Origin of the sequence: Bremerella cremea, assembly GCF_003335505.1 — a bacterium.
In the GTDB taxonomy this organism is placed as follows: domain Bacteria; phylum Planctomycetota; class Planctomycetia; order Pirellulales; family Pirellulaceae; genus Bremerella; species Bremerella cremea_A.
In genome coordinates, this window is the sequence record NZ_QPEX01000006.1 from 114,867 (window position 1) to 130,109 (window position 15,243).

Annotated in this window: 15 protein-coding genes and 1 tRNA gene; 10 read left to right on the forward strand and 6 right to left on the reverse strand. The window is 54.7% G+C overall.

Annotated elements, in window-relative coordinates; all coding sequences use genetic code 11:
- Window positions 1-147: 147 nt before the first annotated feature.
- Entirely contained in the window at window positions 148-534 is a 387-nt protein-coding gene (locus DTL42_RS25925; protein ID WP_147274115.1) for a hypothetical protein, read from the forward strand.
- 48 nt (window positions 535-582) lie between these two features.
- On the opposite strand, the gene DTL42_RS01015 is transcribed toward DTL42_RS25925, so the two are convergent.
- Window positions 583-2,832: a prolyl oligopeptidase family serine peptidase gene (locus DTL42_RS01015; RefSeq protein WP_199590006.1), complete on the reverse strand. Its 2,250-nt coding sequence runs from the start codon at window positions 2,830-2,832 to the stop codon at window positions 583-585.
- A gap of 99 nt (window positions 2,833-2,931) precedes the next feature.
- On the opposite strand from DTL42_RS01015, the gene mnmA reads away from it, so the two are divergent.
- Complete coding sequence (gene mnmA, locus DTL42_RS01020; RefSeq protein WP_114366822.1) at window positions 2,932-4,056, forward strand: tRNA 2-thiouridine(34) synthase MnmA; 1,125 nt, start codon at window positions 2,932-2,934, stop codon at window positions 4,054-4,056.
- A 66-nt stretch (window positions 4,057-4,122) separates the two neighbouring features.
- Here the strand turns inward: mnmA and DTL42_RS01025 are convergent, their stop codons facing one another.
- Window positions 4,123-4,737 (reverse strand): nitroreductase family protein, encoded by a 615-nt coding sequence (locus DTL42_RS01025; protein ID WP_114366823.1) that lies wholly within the window; start codon window positions 4,735-4,737, stop codon window positions 4,123-4,125.
- A gap of 170 nt (window positions 4,738-4,907) precedes the next feature.
- Here DTL42_RS01025 and DTL42_RS01030 point away from each other — a divergent pair, with 170 nt between their 5' ends.
- Genes DTL42_RS01030 through DTL42_RS01040 form a run of 3 tightly spaced genes read left to right on the forward strand, consistent with a single transcriptional unit; the run spans window position 4,908 to window position 6,128 of the window.
- Window positions 4,908-5,318, forward strand: a complete 411-nt coding sequence (locus tag DTL42_RS01030) for a hypothetical protein (RefSeq protein ID WP_114366825.1) — start codon at window positions 4,908-4,910, stop codon at window positions 5,316-5,318.
- A gap of 19 nt (window positions 5,319-5,337) precedes the next feature.
- Entirely contained in the window at window positions 5,338-5,727 is a 390-nt protein-coding gene (locus tag DTL42_RS01035) for a hypothetical protein (RefSeq protein WP_114366827.1), read from the forward strand.
- Window positions 5,728-5,735: 8 nt separating this feature from the next.
- A complete protein-coding gene (locus tag DTL42_RS01040) occupies window positions 5,736-6,128 on the forward strand; it encodes a hypothetical protein (RefSeq protein ID WP_114366828.1) in 393 nt (130 codons plus the stop codon).
- 112 nt (window positions 6,129-6,240) lie between these two features.
- Here the strand turns inward: DTL42_RS01040 and DTL42_RS01045 are convergent, their stop codons facing one another.
- Together DTL42_RS01045 and DTL42_RS01050 are read right to left on the reverse strand one after the other, a co-directional pair.
- Window positions 6,241-6,657 carry a nucleotide pyrophosphohydrolase gene (locus tag DTL42_RS01045; protein WP_114366830.1) on the reverse strand — a complete coding sequence of 139 codons (417 nt, stop codon included), beginning with the start codon at window positions 6,655-6,657 and terminating at the stop codon, window positions 6,241-6,243.
- Window positions 6,658-6,754: 97 nt separating this feature from the next.
- Window positions 6,755-7,564 carry a hypothetical protein gene (locus tag DTL42_RS01050; RefSeq protein ID WP_114366832.1) on the reverse strand — a complete coding sequence of 270 codons (810 nt, stop codon included), beginning with the start codon at window positions 7,562-7,564 and terminating at the stop codon, window positions 6,755-6,757.
- A 207-nt stretch (window positions 7,565-7,771) separates the two neighbouring features.
- Between DTL42_RS01050 and DTL42_RS01055 the strand changes: the two genes are divergently transcribed.
- The 4 genes from DTL42_RS01055 (at window position 7,772) to DTL42_RS01070 (ending at window position 13,654) form a co-directional block, all read left to right on the forward strand.
- Complete coding sequence (locus DTL42_RS01055; protein WP_114366833.1) at window positions 7,772-8,242, forward strand: MarR family winged helix-turn-helix transcriptional regulator; 471 nt, start codon at window positions 7,772-7,774, stop codon at window positions 8,240-8,242.
- Window positions 8,239-9,519: an efflux RND transporter periplasmic adaptor subunit gene (locus tag DTL42_RS01060; protein ID WP_114366835.1), complete on the forward strand. Its 1,281-nt coding sequence runs from the start codon at window positions 8,239-8,241 to the stop codon at window positions 9,517-9,519. Before DTL42_RS01055 ends, DTL42_RS01060 begins: the two co-directional genes overlap by 4 nt.
- Window positions 9,520-9,563: 44 nt before the next feature.
- A complete protein-coding gene (locus DTL42_RS01065; RefSeq protein WP_114366836.1) occupies window positions 9,564-13,145 on the forward strand; it encodes an efflux RND transporter permease subunit in 3,582 nt (1,193 codons plus the stop codon).
- A gap of 239 nt (window positions 13,146-13,384) precedes the next feature.
- Complete coding sequence (locus tag DTL42_RS01070) at window positions 13,385-13,654, forward strand: hypothetical protein (protein ID WP_114366837.1); 270 nt, start codon at window positions 13,385-13,387, stop codon at window positions 13,652-13,654.
- A gap of 48 nt (window positions 13,655-13,702) precedes the next feature.
- On the opposite strand, the gene DTL42_RS01075 is transcribed toward DTL42_RS01070, so the two are convergent.
- A complete protein-coding gene (locus DTL42_RS01075) occupies window positions 13,703-14,044 on the reverse strand; it encodes a hypothetical protein (protein ID WP_114366839.1) in 342 nt (113 codons plus the stop codon).
- A gap of 150 nt (window positions 14,045-14,194) precedes the next feature.
- The gene (locus DTL42_RS01080) at window positions 14,195-14,524 is read right to left on the reverse strand and encodes a hypothetical protein (protein ID WP_114366841.1); all 330 of its coding nucleotides are present in this window, start codon (window positions 14,522-14,524) and stop codon (window positions 14,195-14,197) included.
- 240 nt (window positions 14,525-14,764) lie between these two features.
- Here DTL42_RS01080 and DTL42_RS01085 point away from each other — a divergent pair.
- Window positions 14,765-14,836, forward strand: a tRNA-Cys gene (locus tag DTL42_RS01085).
- Window positions 14,837-15,243 lie beyond the last annotated feature (407 nt).

Consider the following 15,243-nt stretch of genomic DNA (forward strand, 5'->3'; position numbering starts at 1 on the left):
GAGAATGTGGAGGGCAAGAAATGAGGATAAGAAAAAGGTGTCAGGACTCTTTTCCTCTTCTCCTCAGGTGCCCTGCAGCTAACGATCGCCGGTAACTATATTGGCACCAACCAAGCAGGGACTGCGGCAATCGGCAACGAGACCGGCGTGCATCTTACTGATGGGGTGGCAAACGCCCTAATTGGTACCAATGCCGATGGTGTTAGCGACGACCTGGGGGATGCCCTGGAAGGGAACACGATTTCCGGCAATGGGACCTACGGCGTGTATATGACTGGGGCCTCGACGGTCGCATCTGAGGCGAAGTCGCTTCGCTCTGCGAACAGTTCCCTGTGCCTGGGCAAGCGGTCGAGTTGCACTAAAACAGGCTCGGCATCGCTCTGCTGGGTTACGCTTTCGCTAACCCTAGCCTACGAATCTCTAAGGTGGGTGGATACCTTCCAAGCAAATTTCGGTACGCCCAGCGTACCCTACGGTGGTTGCCAACATGAAAGACAGTGGTTGCAAAATGAAAGCAGCCCAGGTTGTGTTTGACCTGGGCTGCTTCTCTTACTGAAAACTGAACACTGAAAACTTCAAACTCTAGTCCATCAATTCCTGCTGCAGGAATTCGTAGACCAGGGCGGTCATGAAGGCACGTTGTTTGTTGTCGGCGGCGCCGGCGTGGCCTCCTTCGATGTTTTCGTAGTACAGCACGCCGTGTCCCATGTTTTTCATCCGGGCGACCATCTTCCGTGCGTGGCCTGGGTGGACGCGGTCGTCGCGGGTGCTGGTGGTGAAGAGGGTTGGTGGGTACTTCACGTCCTTCTTTACCAAGTGATACGGCGAGAACGTTTTGATGAACTTCCACTGTTCGGGGTCGGCTGGGTTGCCGTATTCGCCCATCCAACTAGCCCCGGCCAAAAGTGTGTGGAAGCGCTTCATGTCCAACAGAGGAACCTGGCTAACCACGGCGCCGAACAAATCAGGCCGCAAGACCAGCATATTGCCGGTTAGCAGGCCGCCGTTGCTGCCTCCCATGACGCCCAGATGCTCGGTACTGGTGACCTTGCGCTTGATCAGGTCTTCGCCAACCGCGATGAAGTCTTCGTACGCCTTGTGACGGTTTTCTTTCAGGGCAGCTTGATGCCACTTCGGACCGAACTCGCCACCGCCACGGATATTGGCCACCACGAAGACGCCTCCCTTGCTCAGCCAGGCCGTACCAGTCGTGGCGGAGTAATTCGGCGTTAATGCGATTTCAAAGCCGCCGTAACCGTAAAGCAGGGTGGCGTTCGATCCGTCGAGCTTCAAGTCTTTGTGTGAAACCTGGAAGTAAGGAATCTTCGTTCCATCCTTCGAGGTTGCCTCGAACTGTTCCACTTGCAAGTTGGAAGCGTCGAAGAACGCAGGCAAGGCCTTCAGCTTTTCGATCTCGGGATTGCCTGCCGTACCCAGGTAAAGGGTAGTGGGGGTGATGTAGTCGGTTACCGTCAAGAAGAATTCGTCCGACTCCTCTTCGTCGACCGCACCCACCGAGACCTTACCGAATTCCGGCACGCCGGGCAGTAGTTCCTGTTTCCAAGTGCCGTCTTTGCCAGGGGTCCACAGATAAATCTTGTTGCGGACATTGTCCAGTTCATTGACCAGCATAAAGTTCTTGGTCGAACTATAGCCATCGAGCGATTTACGGTCGGTCGGCTCGAACAGCACCGAGAACTTACGTTCCCCTTTCATGAACGCATCGAAATTTCCGACTAACAAGGCGCCTGGCTCGTAAGTCTTACCACCAACTTCCCAAGTGGTGCGGGGCTGAATGAAGATCCACTCGCGATGGACGTTCGCTTCGGCATCGTCGGGCTTATCGATCTCGACCAGCTTACCATCTTCAACCAGGTACAGCTTGCTAGTCCAAAAGGTCATATTGCGGCTGACGAATTCTCGCTCGAAGCCAGGGGTGTGATCGTAGACCCCACCGACGCTGACGTCCGTTTTTTCTCCTTCAAAAATCGTTTTGGCTGCCGATAGCGGGGTGCCTCGCTTCCACTCTTTGACGATCCGCGGATAGCCGGAATCGGTCAGCGAGCCTTCGCCGAAGTTGGTGCCGACAATCAGCGTGTCTTTATCTTTCCACGAGATACGGCTTTTTGCTTCGGGCAGTTCGAAACCATCTTTCACGAACGAGCGGGTTTCCACGTTGAACTCACGCTTGACATCGGCATCGGCACCGCCGCGCGAGAGACTGACCATTGCGTGTTTGTACTCAGGCTGCAGCATCGAAACGCCGTGCCAGACCCAGTTTTCCCCTTCTTCTTTCGCCAAAGCATCGACATCGATAATGACATCCCACTCAGGCTTCTCTTTCTTGTACTCTTCCGGAGTCGTTCGCCGCCACAAGCCGCGCGGATGCTCACCGTCTTGCCAGAAGTTGTAGTAGTAAGGGCCTCGTTTGACGACGAATGGGATGCGTTCGTTCGAGTCGAGGATTTTCAAGATTTGATCGTTGAGCTGCTGAAAGCCTTCTGAATTGGTCAGCGCGGCGATGCTTTCCGCGTTTTGTGCTTTCACCCAGTCGAGGGCTTTCTCTCCGGTGACTTCTTCCAACCAAATGTTGGGATCTTCGGACGACGTTTCGGCGGCTGATTGAGCCATGACCAGGCTTCCTCCTTGAGACAAGAGAATCGAGATCAAACCGACAAATAGCAAGGTGGTCTTTTGCATAGTTTGCTCCGTGATGCGAGTTTCGCTCCATTCCACAAACGGCTGCGTGGGGAGCCCGTTCGTGTTGCGTTCTATCGTACGCCGCGCGCCAGGGCTGTGACAACCTGGGGGAATTGGCTCAATTTTATCCATTTCGCGGTTCCCCGCCGACGCTGGGGGTGTCTGAAGGTGGGGAACGTTTTCTAAAATACCCAATTGTCGATAACTTTGTCGTAAACCATTGAGAGACTTGTGGCCCGAGTAGTACTAGCGATGTCTGGCGGTGTCGACAGCAGTGTCGCCGCCCAATTATTGAAGCGTGATGGACACGACGTCATCGGGGTGTTTATGCGCCACGGCGAGGAGTCGCCGGTTGCTCACTGCGCCATCGATGCCCCTGGCGGGGGCAACGCCCTGCAGATTCTCAACGAGCGGGCCGACCACAAGCAAGGCTGCTGCAGCGCGTCCGACGCCGCCGATGCCCGGCGGGTAGCCGATCGGATGGAGATTCCGTTCTACGCGCTGAACTTGCAGCAAGAGTTTGGCCAGATCATGGAATACTTCGCCGACGAGTATATCCGTGGCCGCACGCCGAACCCGTGCGTGATGTGCAACAACTGGATCAAGTTCGGCAAGCTGTTCGATTACGCCGATAGCGTGGGGGCCGAATTCGTGGCGACAGGGCACTACGCCAAGCTGGTACCAAGCGACGACGAAAGCGGCGTGCCGAAGCTGGTCCGTGGTGTTGATCCTGGCAAAGACCAAACGTACGTGTTGTTCGGTATCCAGCGCGAATATCTCAAACGCATGCTGTTGCCGGTCGGTGATTTCCACAAGGATGAAATCCGTGCGATGGCGGGCGAAACAGGTCTTCGCGTCGCCGATAAGAAGGACAGCCAAGAGATTTGCTTCGTCACTTCGGGCAAGCACGATCAGTTCGTCAAGCAGCGTCGCCCAGACGCTCAGACGGCCGGCAACTTCGTGCTGACCGATGGCACCGTCGTCGGCCAGCACGACGGCATCGAGCGGTTCACGATCGGCCAGCGGAAGGGGCTAGGTATCGCGTTAGGGGAACCCCACTACGTCACCAAGATCGACCCGGCAAGCAACTGTGTGGTACTGGGCAAGATCGAAGAACTCGGCCGCGCCGAGCTCACCGCTAACCGCTGCAACTGGCTGGCGGAACCGCCTGGCGAAACGTTCCGCTGCGACGCGATGATTCGCTACAACAGCCCCGCCTTGCCGGCCACAGTCACCATGCTGCCGGATAATCGCATTGCCGTTACCTTCGATCAACCTCGCAACGGGGTGGCCCCTGGCCAAGCGGTCGTTTGCTACGACGGCGGCACCGTCTTGGGTGGCGGGTGGATTGAGTAGGTCAGGCGGTCTTCAATGCTGTTTGACACGGCCTGACCTAAGAGTTTCGAGGCACGTCTTATGCGGCTACGGTTTTCCCGGGAATTTATCGTGGACGATTACGTCTTCCAGCGATAACTGGCCCGGTTTACCCCAGGCGCCTTGTTTCGCTTTACCGACCACGATCATCATGCCCAGGATATGATCGTCTGGCAGGTTGATGACTTCCGCGACTTTGTCGGGATCGTAGCCGACCAGGGCACCGGTGTCGTAGCCCATATCTTTGGCGGCGATCATTATCGTTTGAGCTGCGATGCCCATCGAGCGCATCGCTTCGTCGCGTTGTAGTTGCGGCTTTTTGTCGTACAGGCCGAACAGCATCTTCACCAGCTTTTCGGCAACCTCTGGCGGGCTATTGCGCCAGTAACGGTCTGGCTCTTTGCCGTGGGCTTCCAGATCGGCGGTCAGCACGATCAACAGCGAGGCATCGGCGACCTGGGCCTGGTTGAAGGCAGCCGCTTTTAACTGTTGGCGGGTTTCTTTATCGCGGACCAGCACAAACCGCCAATGCTGAATGTTGAACGAGGTGGGCGACTGGATGGCCGCCTCCATCAACTTGTTGATTTCCTCGTCGGTCAGTTCGTGGTCGGGGTGAAAATGCTTGATCGACCGGCGACCGTAAATAGCGTCGAAGGTTTCCATGACGTAAAATCCGCGTTAAATTTCAATCCGTAGGATGTTGGTTTTCGTCACTCTATTTTGTCCCGAATTGAGATGGACGACTAGACACCCTCAGCCAAACCGATCTTGGGAGGTTCTCTCGGCATCTGTTAGAACGCAGGGTATCGAATTCACCTCGTAAGTAGGCGGCCATGGAAATCCTTAAAGAAGAAAACCCGTACCAGTCGCCCGTTGAATCGGCTGACCATGTCGTTTTGCGAGAGGCGGTGCTACGCCGGGCCAGCTTGGCGTGGCAGTTTCCGCTAGTAGGAGCATTGCTTTTCGTGGCCACGATATTCGTTAACTGGCTTCCATTTGCGACCTCGCTCTACTTCTTGCTGGTGCTGGCCATGCTAGGTTTCTGGGTCGGCGGGCTATTGATGACCGTTTATGCCGTTCTCGCAGCGCAGCGTCATTCAGGCGCGCTACGTCACGGCGTTCAAGGAATGCTTTGCAATGCGATGCTCACCGGGGTTATTCTTTTAGGCGTTGTTGGCTACGCCTACCTGGTCGCTGAAACCAGACCAACCACCACCAACCCGCCAGCATCGGCGAAGCCGTAAAGAGAAAGCCCCTCGTCCAATGACGCCCCCAGAATCCAACAATCCGTTCGCTTCTCCGACCGACCCCCGCGAGAGCAAGGTCACACCGGAAGAGGTAATGCGGTCCGTCCGCATCGGCTGGATCATGCCGATCGTCAGTGGCTTGGGTGTGGGCCAATACGCCATGATCGCTGGCTTTGAGTTCAGCCTCGCCGTATTGGTGGTTGTGCTGCTGACCTCTGGCCTCAGCTTGCTAGTGGGTATTCGTTTTACCCTCCGTGCATTCACCTTACGCAGGTACAATCCACACGTCGGGCCGCAGATCGGCTGGGCAATTGTAGGCAACCTGCTGATGGCTGTTCTATTTGTTGCCTGTACAATCAGGCTGTTCAACGTCGATTGGTCAGATTTTTCAAACGCAATCTACTAGCCACGAGAATGGATACCCTAATCGAAACATCGGAAGACAACCCGTTTGAATCGCCAGCGACGCCCAGTGAAAGTGCGATTATTGAGGTTTCGTTTTCTCCTTTCGTCACGTTGACCTGGATCCTGCCGCTTCTCAGTGGGCTCTTGTCCGTGACTGCGTTTATCGTTCCGGCGCACATCGGCGATACACCGATCGCAATTTGGTTTTTTGCAGCGTCCCTTTTGTCGCTGATTGGTGGGATCGGGGTCACGATTTACGCGTTGTTTGTGGGAAAACAGTGGGCACCAGCATGGCCCCATCTGTTGGCCGGCATCCTACTGAGCGGGGTAATGCTTTTCCCGCTGGGATTCTTCGTTTATGCGTTGATTGCGGTCATGATGTTTTTAAGCAGCTTCTCGTAGAATCTGTTCCAATCGTTTGGTTCCGATTGGTTGCCATGCCGTCGTCTTCGTCGGCATGCTCACGAAGACGAGCGCATGACACGGACGCTTCAAAACTGACGAAAACCAAGCGTTACGAAGTCTTCGGCGGGTCTTCTTTCCCGTACCGTCCGCGGAACTCGTCGGCAGGGTATTTGGCGACGTTTTTCTTCATTTTCTCGCGCATAAGCGTCGCCACATCAAAGCCCATTTCGTTGCAGAGGGCCAGGGCGTAGCACATGACGTCGGCAATTTCTTCGCCGATAGCTGCCCGCTTTTCAGGTTCCAGTTCGGCTCGCGAGGCTTCGACGGTGATCCACTGGAAGTGCTCCATCAGTTCGGCCGCTTCAATGGCGAGGGCCATGCTGATGTTTTTTGGTGCGTGGAACTGATGCCAATCACGCTCAGCAACAAAGTGCGCGACCATCTCACGCAGTTGACCCACCGGCGTTTGCAGATCGTCAGAAATGGCGTCGATGCGTTGGGCTAAGCTTTGTGAATCACGATTCATGCGAATCTCCCTGAGGCAGATCATTCCACACTGAGCCCAAGTGACTCAAACGATGTGTGTCATGATTGGAGATATCGCCGTTTGATTCAACCGGTGGCTACCGCTGAGTGGGCTCTTCTGCTTGGGTTGCCGGCAGACCAAGTAAGCGGCAAGCAAAGATCGGCGAAAGGTCAGCCTTGCTCGTAGCTGGCTCATCACCCTCTAGGGTTTCGTCAACCGGCTCTTGCGTTTCAGGCATGTTGGCCGCAGGTGTTTGATCCACCGATTCAGGCAAGGCCGGCTGCTCGACGTTGTCGTCATTTTCGTCGAAAACACGAGCATAAACCGATTTCCCCGAGGCGGTGGCAGCCTCAACTTGCGGCGTAACCGGAGCCATCCCAGCAGACTCCGTGAACCGAGAGCCAGCGTGCGAAGCAGGCAATTGAGGCTCGGCAGCCAGGTCTTTTGAATAACGCGAAGCGTGTCCTTGTGGGGCCCCGACAACTTCTTCATGGCTAACCATTCGCCCCTCAGGCCCAATCACGACACTGGGATTCGCCCAATCGACAGGTGCTGCCGTGTATGGGTCGACCGACGATTTTTGCGGGTTGGCCGCAACTTCTTCGCTTGGTTTCGTACTGCCAGACGGGTGTTGGGCTGTATCGTTGGCAACCGGAGCAGAGAAGGAGCTCGGCGTCACTTCTTCCTCGATTGGTGGCAAGCGGCGCAGTTGGTCGTCTACCTTGATATTGGCTTGGTCGACCGCCGCTGGGGTAGGGGGGTTCGCACTCGACCAGCGTGATCCGCCGGTATATTGCCCCCAAACCGGGGAAAGCGTGGCCAGTGATGTGGCCGCCAGGACCAAACCGGCAAACATTTTCGACACCCCGGTGGCCCGGTTTCGGCTGTTGCTGCTGTACTGTGTCATGATCCCTACCACGCAAAAAGATCGAGAAAAACTCACCACAAACGCCTCTATGAAGTGGCGTCTTCGTTTTTATCGTCAGTTTCGCGCAAGAAAGTTTAGCGATTGTAGCGGTCACGACCGGTGATAGCAGAATTTCCTTGACTAAAAATGCCCGTTCTATCCATAATTCCTTAGGAAGGCTAACTAAACACCCACCGTGAGTAGTCCATGCGATATGACTTCCAATCTAGCCCTGGCTATTGGATCACCTTTACTTCCCATCAATACCAGCAACGTGTTGATGCGGAGTTGCGTCCGTTCGGAATCACGTTTCGTCAATTTCAAGTCTTGGCTTGGTTGAAGTGTGACGGGCGGTTAACACAAAGCGAGCTTGCTCGTCGGATGTTCATTGAACCCCCAACACTGGCTGGTTTGATGATGCGAATGGAATCGGTTCACTGGATTCAACGGGTGATGTGCCCTTCGGATCGCCGCAAGAAGTACCTTGAGGTTGGCCCCGCCGCCGAGCCTGTTTGGGAAAAGATTGTCGCAGTACTTAACAAGCTTCGCGCAGAAGCGGTCAAAGGTCTTACTTCGGACGAAGTCGACCAACTTAATTCACTCCTTGGTCGCGTTCTGCAAAACCTAGACGGAACGTCGTCTCCTACCTCCCAACAAGTCGCCACACACCCATCATGAATACGACTTATCCCTATTTCAGCCTAGCGTCCATCGTGCTAACCCTGGCGATTGTCTTGCCACTGCAAGCCCAGGGCAAAGCCGCGCCGCCAGCACCGGTTCGTACCGCCGTGGTCCAGCAAAAAGAAATCGCCACGCAAAAACCGTTTGTTGGCACAGTACGGCCCACCCAACAGGCCATTTTAGGAAGTGCGGTCGATGGTCGCGTGATCGAATTCAACTACGAAGAAGGAGATAGGGTGGAAAATGGAGCCGCGATCGCCCAACTTCTCACCCAAACAATCAATTTGCAATGGGAAGCCGCCAAAGCGGAACTGAATGTCCGTAAGGCGGAACTTGAAGAGTTGGAAAACGGCACCCGTCCGGAAGAAATCGAGCAGATGAAAGCCCGCATGTTGGCTGCCGAAGCCAGGAAGCGGTACCTTGAATTGCGTCGCAAACGAGCCGAAGACCTGTACAACAATCAAAAGGTCACCTCGGCAGAAGTGCGTGACGAAGCAGTTTCGGCTGCCGACGCTGCTATCCAAGCCTATCTGGAAGCCAAAGCCGCTTACGACCTGGGCGTGGCTGGGCCTCGGGCCGAACAGATCGCCCAGGCCAAAGCTCGCGTGGCAATGCAACAAGCCGTGACCAACGAGTTGGAAGATCGCATCAAAAAATACACCATTCGCACCCGTTTCGATGGTTACATCGTGAAGAAGGCCACCGAAGTCGGTGCCTGGGCGAGCGCCGGGGGACCGATTGCGGAAGTCGCTCATCTCGATTCCGTGGATCTCGTGGCGAACGTTCCGGAACAAGACATTCCTTACGTTCAGGTTGGCCGAGAAGTCACCGTCGTGGTCTTCGCTTACAAAGACAAGCCGTTCAAGGGCACCGTTTTCTCGATCAACCCTTCCGCCGATGTACGATCCAGGACTTTTCCCGTCAAGATTCGCGTGAAGAATGAAATGGTCGATGGCAAACCAATGCTCAAATCAGGCATGATGGGCAATGTGCTGCTGCAAGCTGGCGAGCGCAAGACGGCCACGCTTGTCCCCAAAGATGCCATTGTTTTAGGTGGGGCTGCCCCCATGCTTTATGTCGTTGTCAAATCGGCAGATGGCATGACGGTGAAGCCTGTGGCCGTAAAAGTTGGTGAAGCCGACGAGAGCTTGATTGAAGTGATCGGCGAAGTTCAACCGGGCGATCAAGTTGTTACTCGGGGCAACGAGCGACTACGTCCCGGCCAGGCAATTACGATCATTCCGCCCACCGAATCCCAATCGGTCGGTAGCTAAACGCATCTTTTCCATCTCTCACCTTCCCGCCTCAAGCTTATTCCATGATCAATTTCTTCCTCAACAATCCGGTCAAAGTAGCCGTTGGCGTGTTACTGGTCGCGTTGTTCGGAACGGTCGCGCTGTACCAAATGCCGATGCAGCTCACGCCGGAGGTGCAAACGCCGACCATCACCATCGAAACCTCCTGGCCCGGGGCTAGTCCGCAGGAAATCGAGCGGGAAATTGTTGTCGAGCAGGAAGAGCAATTGAAAAGCGTCGAAGGCATTCGGAAGATGACTTCCGAAAGTACTGACTCGAGAGCGACCATCACGCTTGAGTTCCTGGTCGGTACCAACATGGAAGAGGCCTTGCTGAAGGTCAACAGCCGTCTCGCCCAAGTTCCCGACTACCCGGAAGACGCCGACCAACCGGTGATCAGCACAGCCAACTCCTCTGATCGTCCCATCGCCTGGTTCGTGCTTGGCCCGCGGAAACCATCCCAAGACCAGTTCGACGCGTTCCGCCAGAAGTATCCGAACTTGAAAGCCGAGCTGGATGAAATCGAGTTTTCACCCAACGTGGGCGTGCTCATGCTGCGGCTGAGAAATGCAGCCAAAGCTCATCCCGAATTCGCCGAATTGGCCCCGCCGGCCAGTCTCGATGTCATGACCATGAAACGCTTCGCTGAGGACGAGATCGAAGCGAGGTTTGAACGCGTAAAAGGGGTTTCGCAGTCGAACGTGATCGGTGGTCTGGAAGATGAAATTCAGGTGGTCGTTCATCCCGAACGACTGGCTGCCCGGCAGCTAACCATCAGCGACGTCCGTCGTGTTCTTTCCGGCCAAAACGAAGACACTTCGGCGGGGGATTTCTGGGAAGGCAAACGACGCTGGGTTGTCCGTACCCTGGGCCAGTTTCGCTCGACGGATCAAGTCGAAAACCAACTTCTCGCTGTCCGAGATGGTGTGCCCGTTTATGTCCGTGATATCGGCGAAGTCCGTCACGGCTACAAAAAGCCCAACGGCATCATGCGTCGCTTCGGCGAATCGAGCATCGGCATTAATTGCGTGCGAGAAACCAACGCCAACGTGCTGGATGTCATGGATGGCCTGCGTGATGTTCGCGAGGAACTCGACTCGGGGTTACTCAAGTCGAAAGGGCTGCAACTCGTTCAAGTTTACGACGAAACCGATTACATCTACTCGTCGGTCGACCTGGTAAAACAAAACATCTTCATCGGGGGTGCGTTGACCGTTTGTGTGCTGATGTTGTTTTTGCACCTAGGTGCTCGCACGCTGTTTTTGATCCCGGCGGCCATGGCCTTGGCGATTGGCTCGGCCACAATCAACAGCTGGCTGTTTTTACCTTGCTTGATCTTGCTGATCACGGCTGGTTTCTGGTTTGCTCGCGGGGCCTTGGTGGTTGCCCTGGCGATTCCCACTAGTATCGTCGGGACGTTCCTGGTGCTGGGGATTCTGGGGCGTTCGTTGAACGTGATCAGCCTGGCCGGTTTGGCGTTTGCCGTGGGGATGTTGGTCGACAACGCGGTGGTCGTTCTCGAGAACATCTACCGTTATTACCAGATGGGCGATTCTCCTTTGAAAGCAGCCTCGAAAGGGACCAGCGAGGTCTGGGGGGCAGTGTTTGCTTCAACCGCGACGACCGTCGCGGTTTTCCTGCCGATTGTGTTTATTCAAGAAGAAGCGGGGCAGTTGTTCCGAGACATTGCTTTGGCTATCAGTGCGGCCGTCGCGCTTTCGTTGGTCGTATCGATGACAGTAATTCCGACAGCTGCCTCGCGACTTTTTCATCGCAATCGAAAAGGAAAATCGGCGAACAACGGGCAAATCACGTCTCCCGATGCAAGTGAGAACGGAAACTCGACTCACGTCAAAACGCCTGCTTCGACTTCCGCCGTTAATGGTGTGGAAGCAAGTATCAACCAAATGGGCGAACGGACCGTTAATTGGATTGTTGCTCTTAACCGCTGGTTAATGCAAACCACCCTGCGACGTGTCGGGGTGATCGCGATCATCTTAGCCGCAACCGGGCTTACCAGTTGGGCGTTGTGGCCCAAGGTGGAATATCTTCCAACCGGAAATCGCAACTTGGTGTTTGGTATTTTGTTGCCCCCGCCCGGTTACAACATCGACCAATTGATGGCCATGGGGAAACAAGTGGAAGAGGATCTGCGCCCTTACTGGGACGTCGACCCAACCGATCCCGCTGTGCTGAATGCCGATTTCCCGCCGATCAGCGACTTCTTCTTTGTGGCTCGCGGTCGCCAGGTTTTCATGGGTATTCGAACGTATGACGACCAGCGTGCTGGCGAACTAGTTAACTTAGTTCAACGTGTTGGCTCGAAGCTGCCGGGCACGTTCGCGGTTGCTAAACAGTCGAGCTTGTTTGAACAAGGGCTCACCGCTGGCCGCACGATCGATGTCGAAATCACCGGTGCAGACCTTGAAAAGCTGGTCGAAATTGGCCGATCGGTGTTCGGCAAAACCAAAGCCATCTTGCCGGAAAACACCCAAGCCCGTCCCGTCCCCAGCTTGGACCTTTCCAGCCCAGAAGTTCACATCGAACCGAAACTGGTGCAAGCGGCTGAAATGGGTGTCAGTAGCCAAGAGCTCGGCTACACGGCCAACGCGCTGATCGACGGTGCCTATGCTGGCGACTACTTCCTTAACGGCAAGAAGATCGATCTAACCATCATCGGCGAAACTTCCTTCGCCGACTCGACTCAGAAGATCGGCACGTTGCCCATTGCCACCCCCGGCGGCGAATTGGTTCCCTTGGATGCGGTGGCCGATGTCACGCTAACCAGCGGCCCGGAACAAGTCAATCACCGCGAACGAGTCCGTTCGATTACGATCGAAATTTCGCCCCCCCGCGAAATGGCCCTCGAAGACGCGATGAACAAGGTCCAGCAACAGGTTCTCATCCCGCTCAAAGAGGACGGCGTAATCCCGGAAGGGTATCGCGTGGCCCTTTCTGGTACGGCTGACAAACTGCAAGACACCTGGAAATCGCTACGTTTGAACGTTTTGCTGGCCTTGTTGATCACCTATTTGCTGATGGCAGCGTTATTTGAATCGTGGATCTACCCCTTTGTGATCATCTTGAGCGTTCCACTCGGGGCAGTGGGCGGAGTTTTGGCACTGTGGCTGCTGAACTTGTTCGTACTGCAACCTCTCGATGTGCTAACGATGCTGGGCTTTGTGATCTTGATTGGTACCGTGGTGAACAACCCGATTCTGATCGTACACCAGGCCTTGAATTACATGCGGGAAGATGGCATGTCGCTGCAAGAGGCGGTGCTGGAAAGCGTGCGTTCCCGTATCCGCCCAATCTTTATGACGACGATGACCACGGTACTCGGGCTGATGCCGCTGGTGCTGTTCCCAGGCTCAGGGAGCGAACTGTATCGCGGCTTAGGAAGTGTGGTGCTAGGAGGCTTGTTGGTTTCCACCTTCCTAACGCTGGTTTTGGTTCCTAGTTTGTTCAGCTTGACCGTCGAAACATACGACTGGCTGTTTGGACGTTTCCATGAAGATGACGAAGAAGAGCCGCAAGCACCGACAAAACCACGTGAAGAAGTTCCGGCTGCTCGGCCAGAGTATGCCCAGGTTCCTAGCAACTAACCACCCAAATGGGCAGCTATCACGCTTAATGTTCAAAGGGCTTCTCTTTGGCAGCAAGCGAAACGACGTCCATCGTCCCGAGACGTCTTTGGTTTTCCTCGGGCTTCACGATACTACGCTTGGTTAGGGTCAACACGACTTGGCCCGCCAGCAATCGTTTCCCCTGGTTTTGCGACGTGAGATATTGAGGTTAAACTAGAACTCTCATTTCACGCCGATTTCCTTCTCAGGTTTTTTCTATGTCGAACAAGCTACGACGATTCTGGATTGTTTTGTCCTTGCTCGTCTTCCCCCTGCTGACTTCTGCCGCGTTTGCCCAAGACGACACCAAAGAAGAGGAAGAAGGAAAGAGCTGGGTTCTGAATTACATCACGGTTGTTCTGCTGGTAGGTGCCGGTGTCGGCATCGTGGGAATGGGAACCAATCGCGAGAACGAAGAAATGCGCAAGAAGGAACGCAAGGAAGCCCAAGAGAAAGAAGAGCGGCTCAAGAAGTTGGAACAAGGTTAGTCCCAACTCTATTTGGGTCTGGGGATCGCTCGGTGGCTAAATCTGCGATTAGTTAGCCGCCATGGTCGCTTGGTTGGATGTGCGTGCGAACGCCCCTACCAAGCGAATCACCTTACTTCCGACGACACCGTGCGATTCGCAACCAGCCGCCGCCTCGCAAACATCGGCCGCAATGGCAGCTAGATCTTCGTATCCGTATACATCGCAGCAGCGATAGATAAAGTGGCTCAAACGGCCCACTTCGGACATGTTCCCCGCACTGACCGCTTCTACCAAACTATCGATTCGGGGGGAAAGCCCCTCTAAAAAAGCCTGGACACGAACGCTGTTGAAGGCAAGCCGTTGATTCAGTTTCCGCAAATCGGGAAGTTTGTTTTCGGTGGCATTCATTGGAAGGACCTCGCGTTGGCATGAGAGCATGTCGCAGAATAATCGCCTGCGTAAGACTTCTGTAGGCATGATCGGCAGAAAGCGACACGCTCGATTGCAAGCTCTGCATGCAGCAGCCAAAAAGCTAGCAATTGGAGGCGAGGTTAACGATTATGCCACTTGTCGGGGCAAAGCTTCGCTCGAGGCCGTCACCGTGACCAAGGCCACGTTCTGCTGGGCTAGTTGCTCTAAGATCGATCGGGTCAGCCGTTCGCGTGCCGATGCCGACCAAACGGGCTGTCCACGCTCGATCGTGGCAAGATATTCGCGTACATAGCGGCGCAAACGTGCTTGCTGATAGCCTAGCGATTGCTCGGAAGAGGAAATGCTGGCAGACAAATTGGCTCTTTGTTGTACGATTTCGGCCAGTTCGCGAACCGCTCGGTTGACGATTCGCTCCTTCCTAGAGAAACTGGTGACCCAAGCTAATAACCAACGCATCGAATTAATCCTTTCGGTCCAGCATTGTCGAGTTTCGACAGAACGCGTCTACTGAAAGAATCGAACGTTCGCAGCACTTGGCAGCAGCTTCCCGCGAAGGATACCTATCCTGCCAACTAGCGAAAGCTTGTCAGATGTTAAGAAAATGAATAAAGAGGGCGGCCAGGAATGGTCGATACCATTGTCAAACCCAGCGAATCTGGAATAATCAAACCAATCACTGAGGTTTGCCTCTTTTAAGGCGCCGTGGCCAAGTGGCTAAGGCAGCGGATTGCAAATCCGCCATCGCCGGTTCGAATCCGGCCGGCGCCTCTTCTTTTTTCTCTCACTAAGGCTCACCTTTACTGCTTAACGAGCCTTTGCAATGCACTTTCCAAAGTGTACTTGTGTCAAGAAATTGGTCGTTTTTCTTGCTCTGCCCGCTCTTAGGGGAAATTATTTCCCATTTTTTTCTTTACACTCTTCTGCGGCGGTTACGCAAGGTGCTAGTCTTGATAGCGGTAAGTCGTTGATTTGAAAAGGGTAAAACCCGTAGATACCCTGCGGTAACGCCGCAAGCGGATTGCCGTAAGTAGTTAGATATTCTGAGTTTTTAACCTTATCATCCCAGATACTAAGCCCATTGCGGGTGACCGCCCTAGCAATTTTCATGGCTTAGGGTAACCTATCTCTAGTGGGTGGTATGCTTTAAAAGCGATAGCACCAGAGGGGTAGGCAAA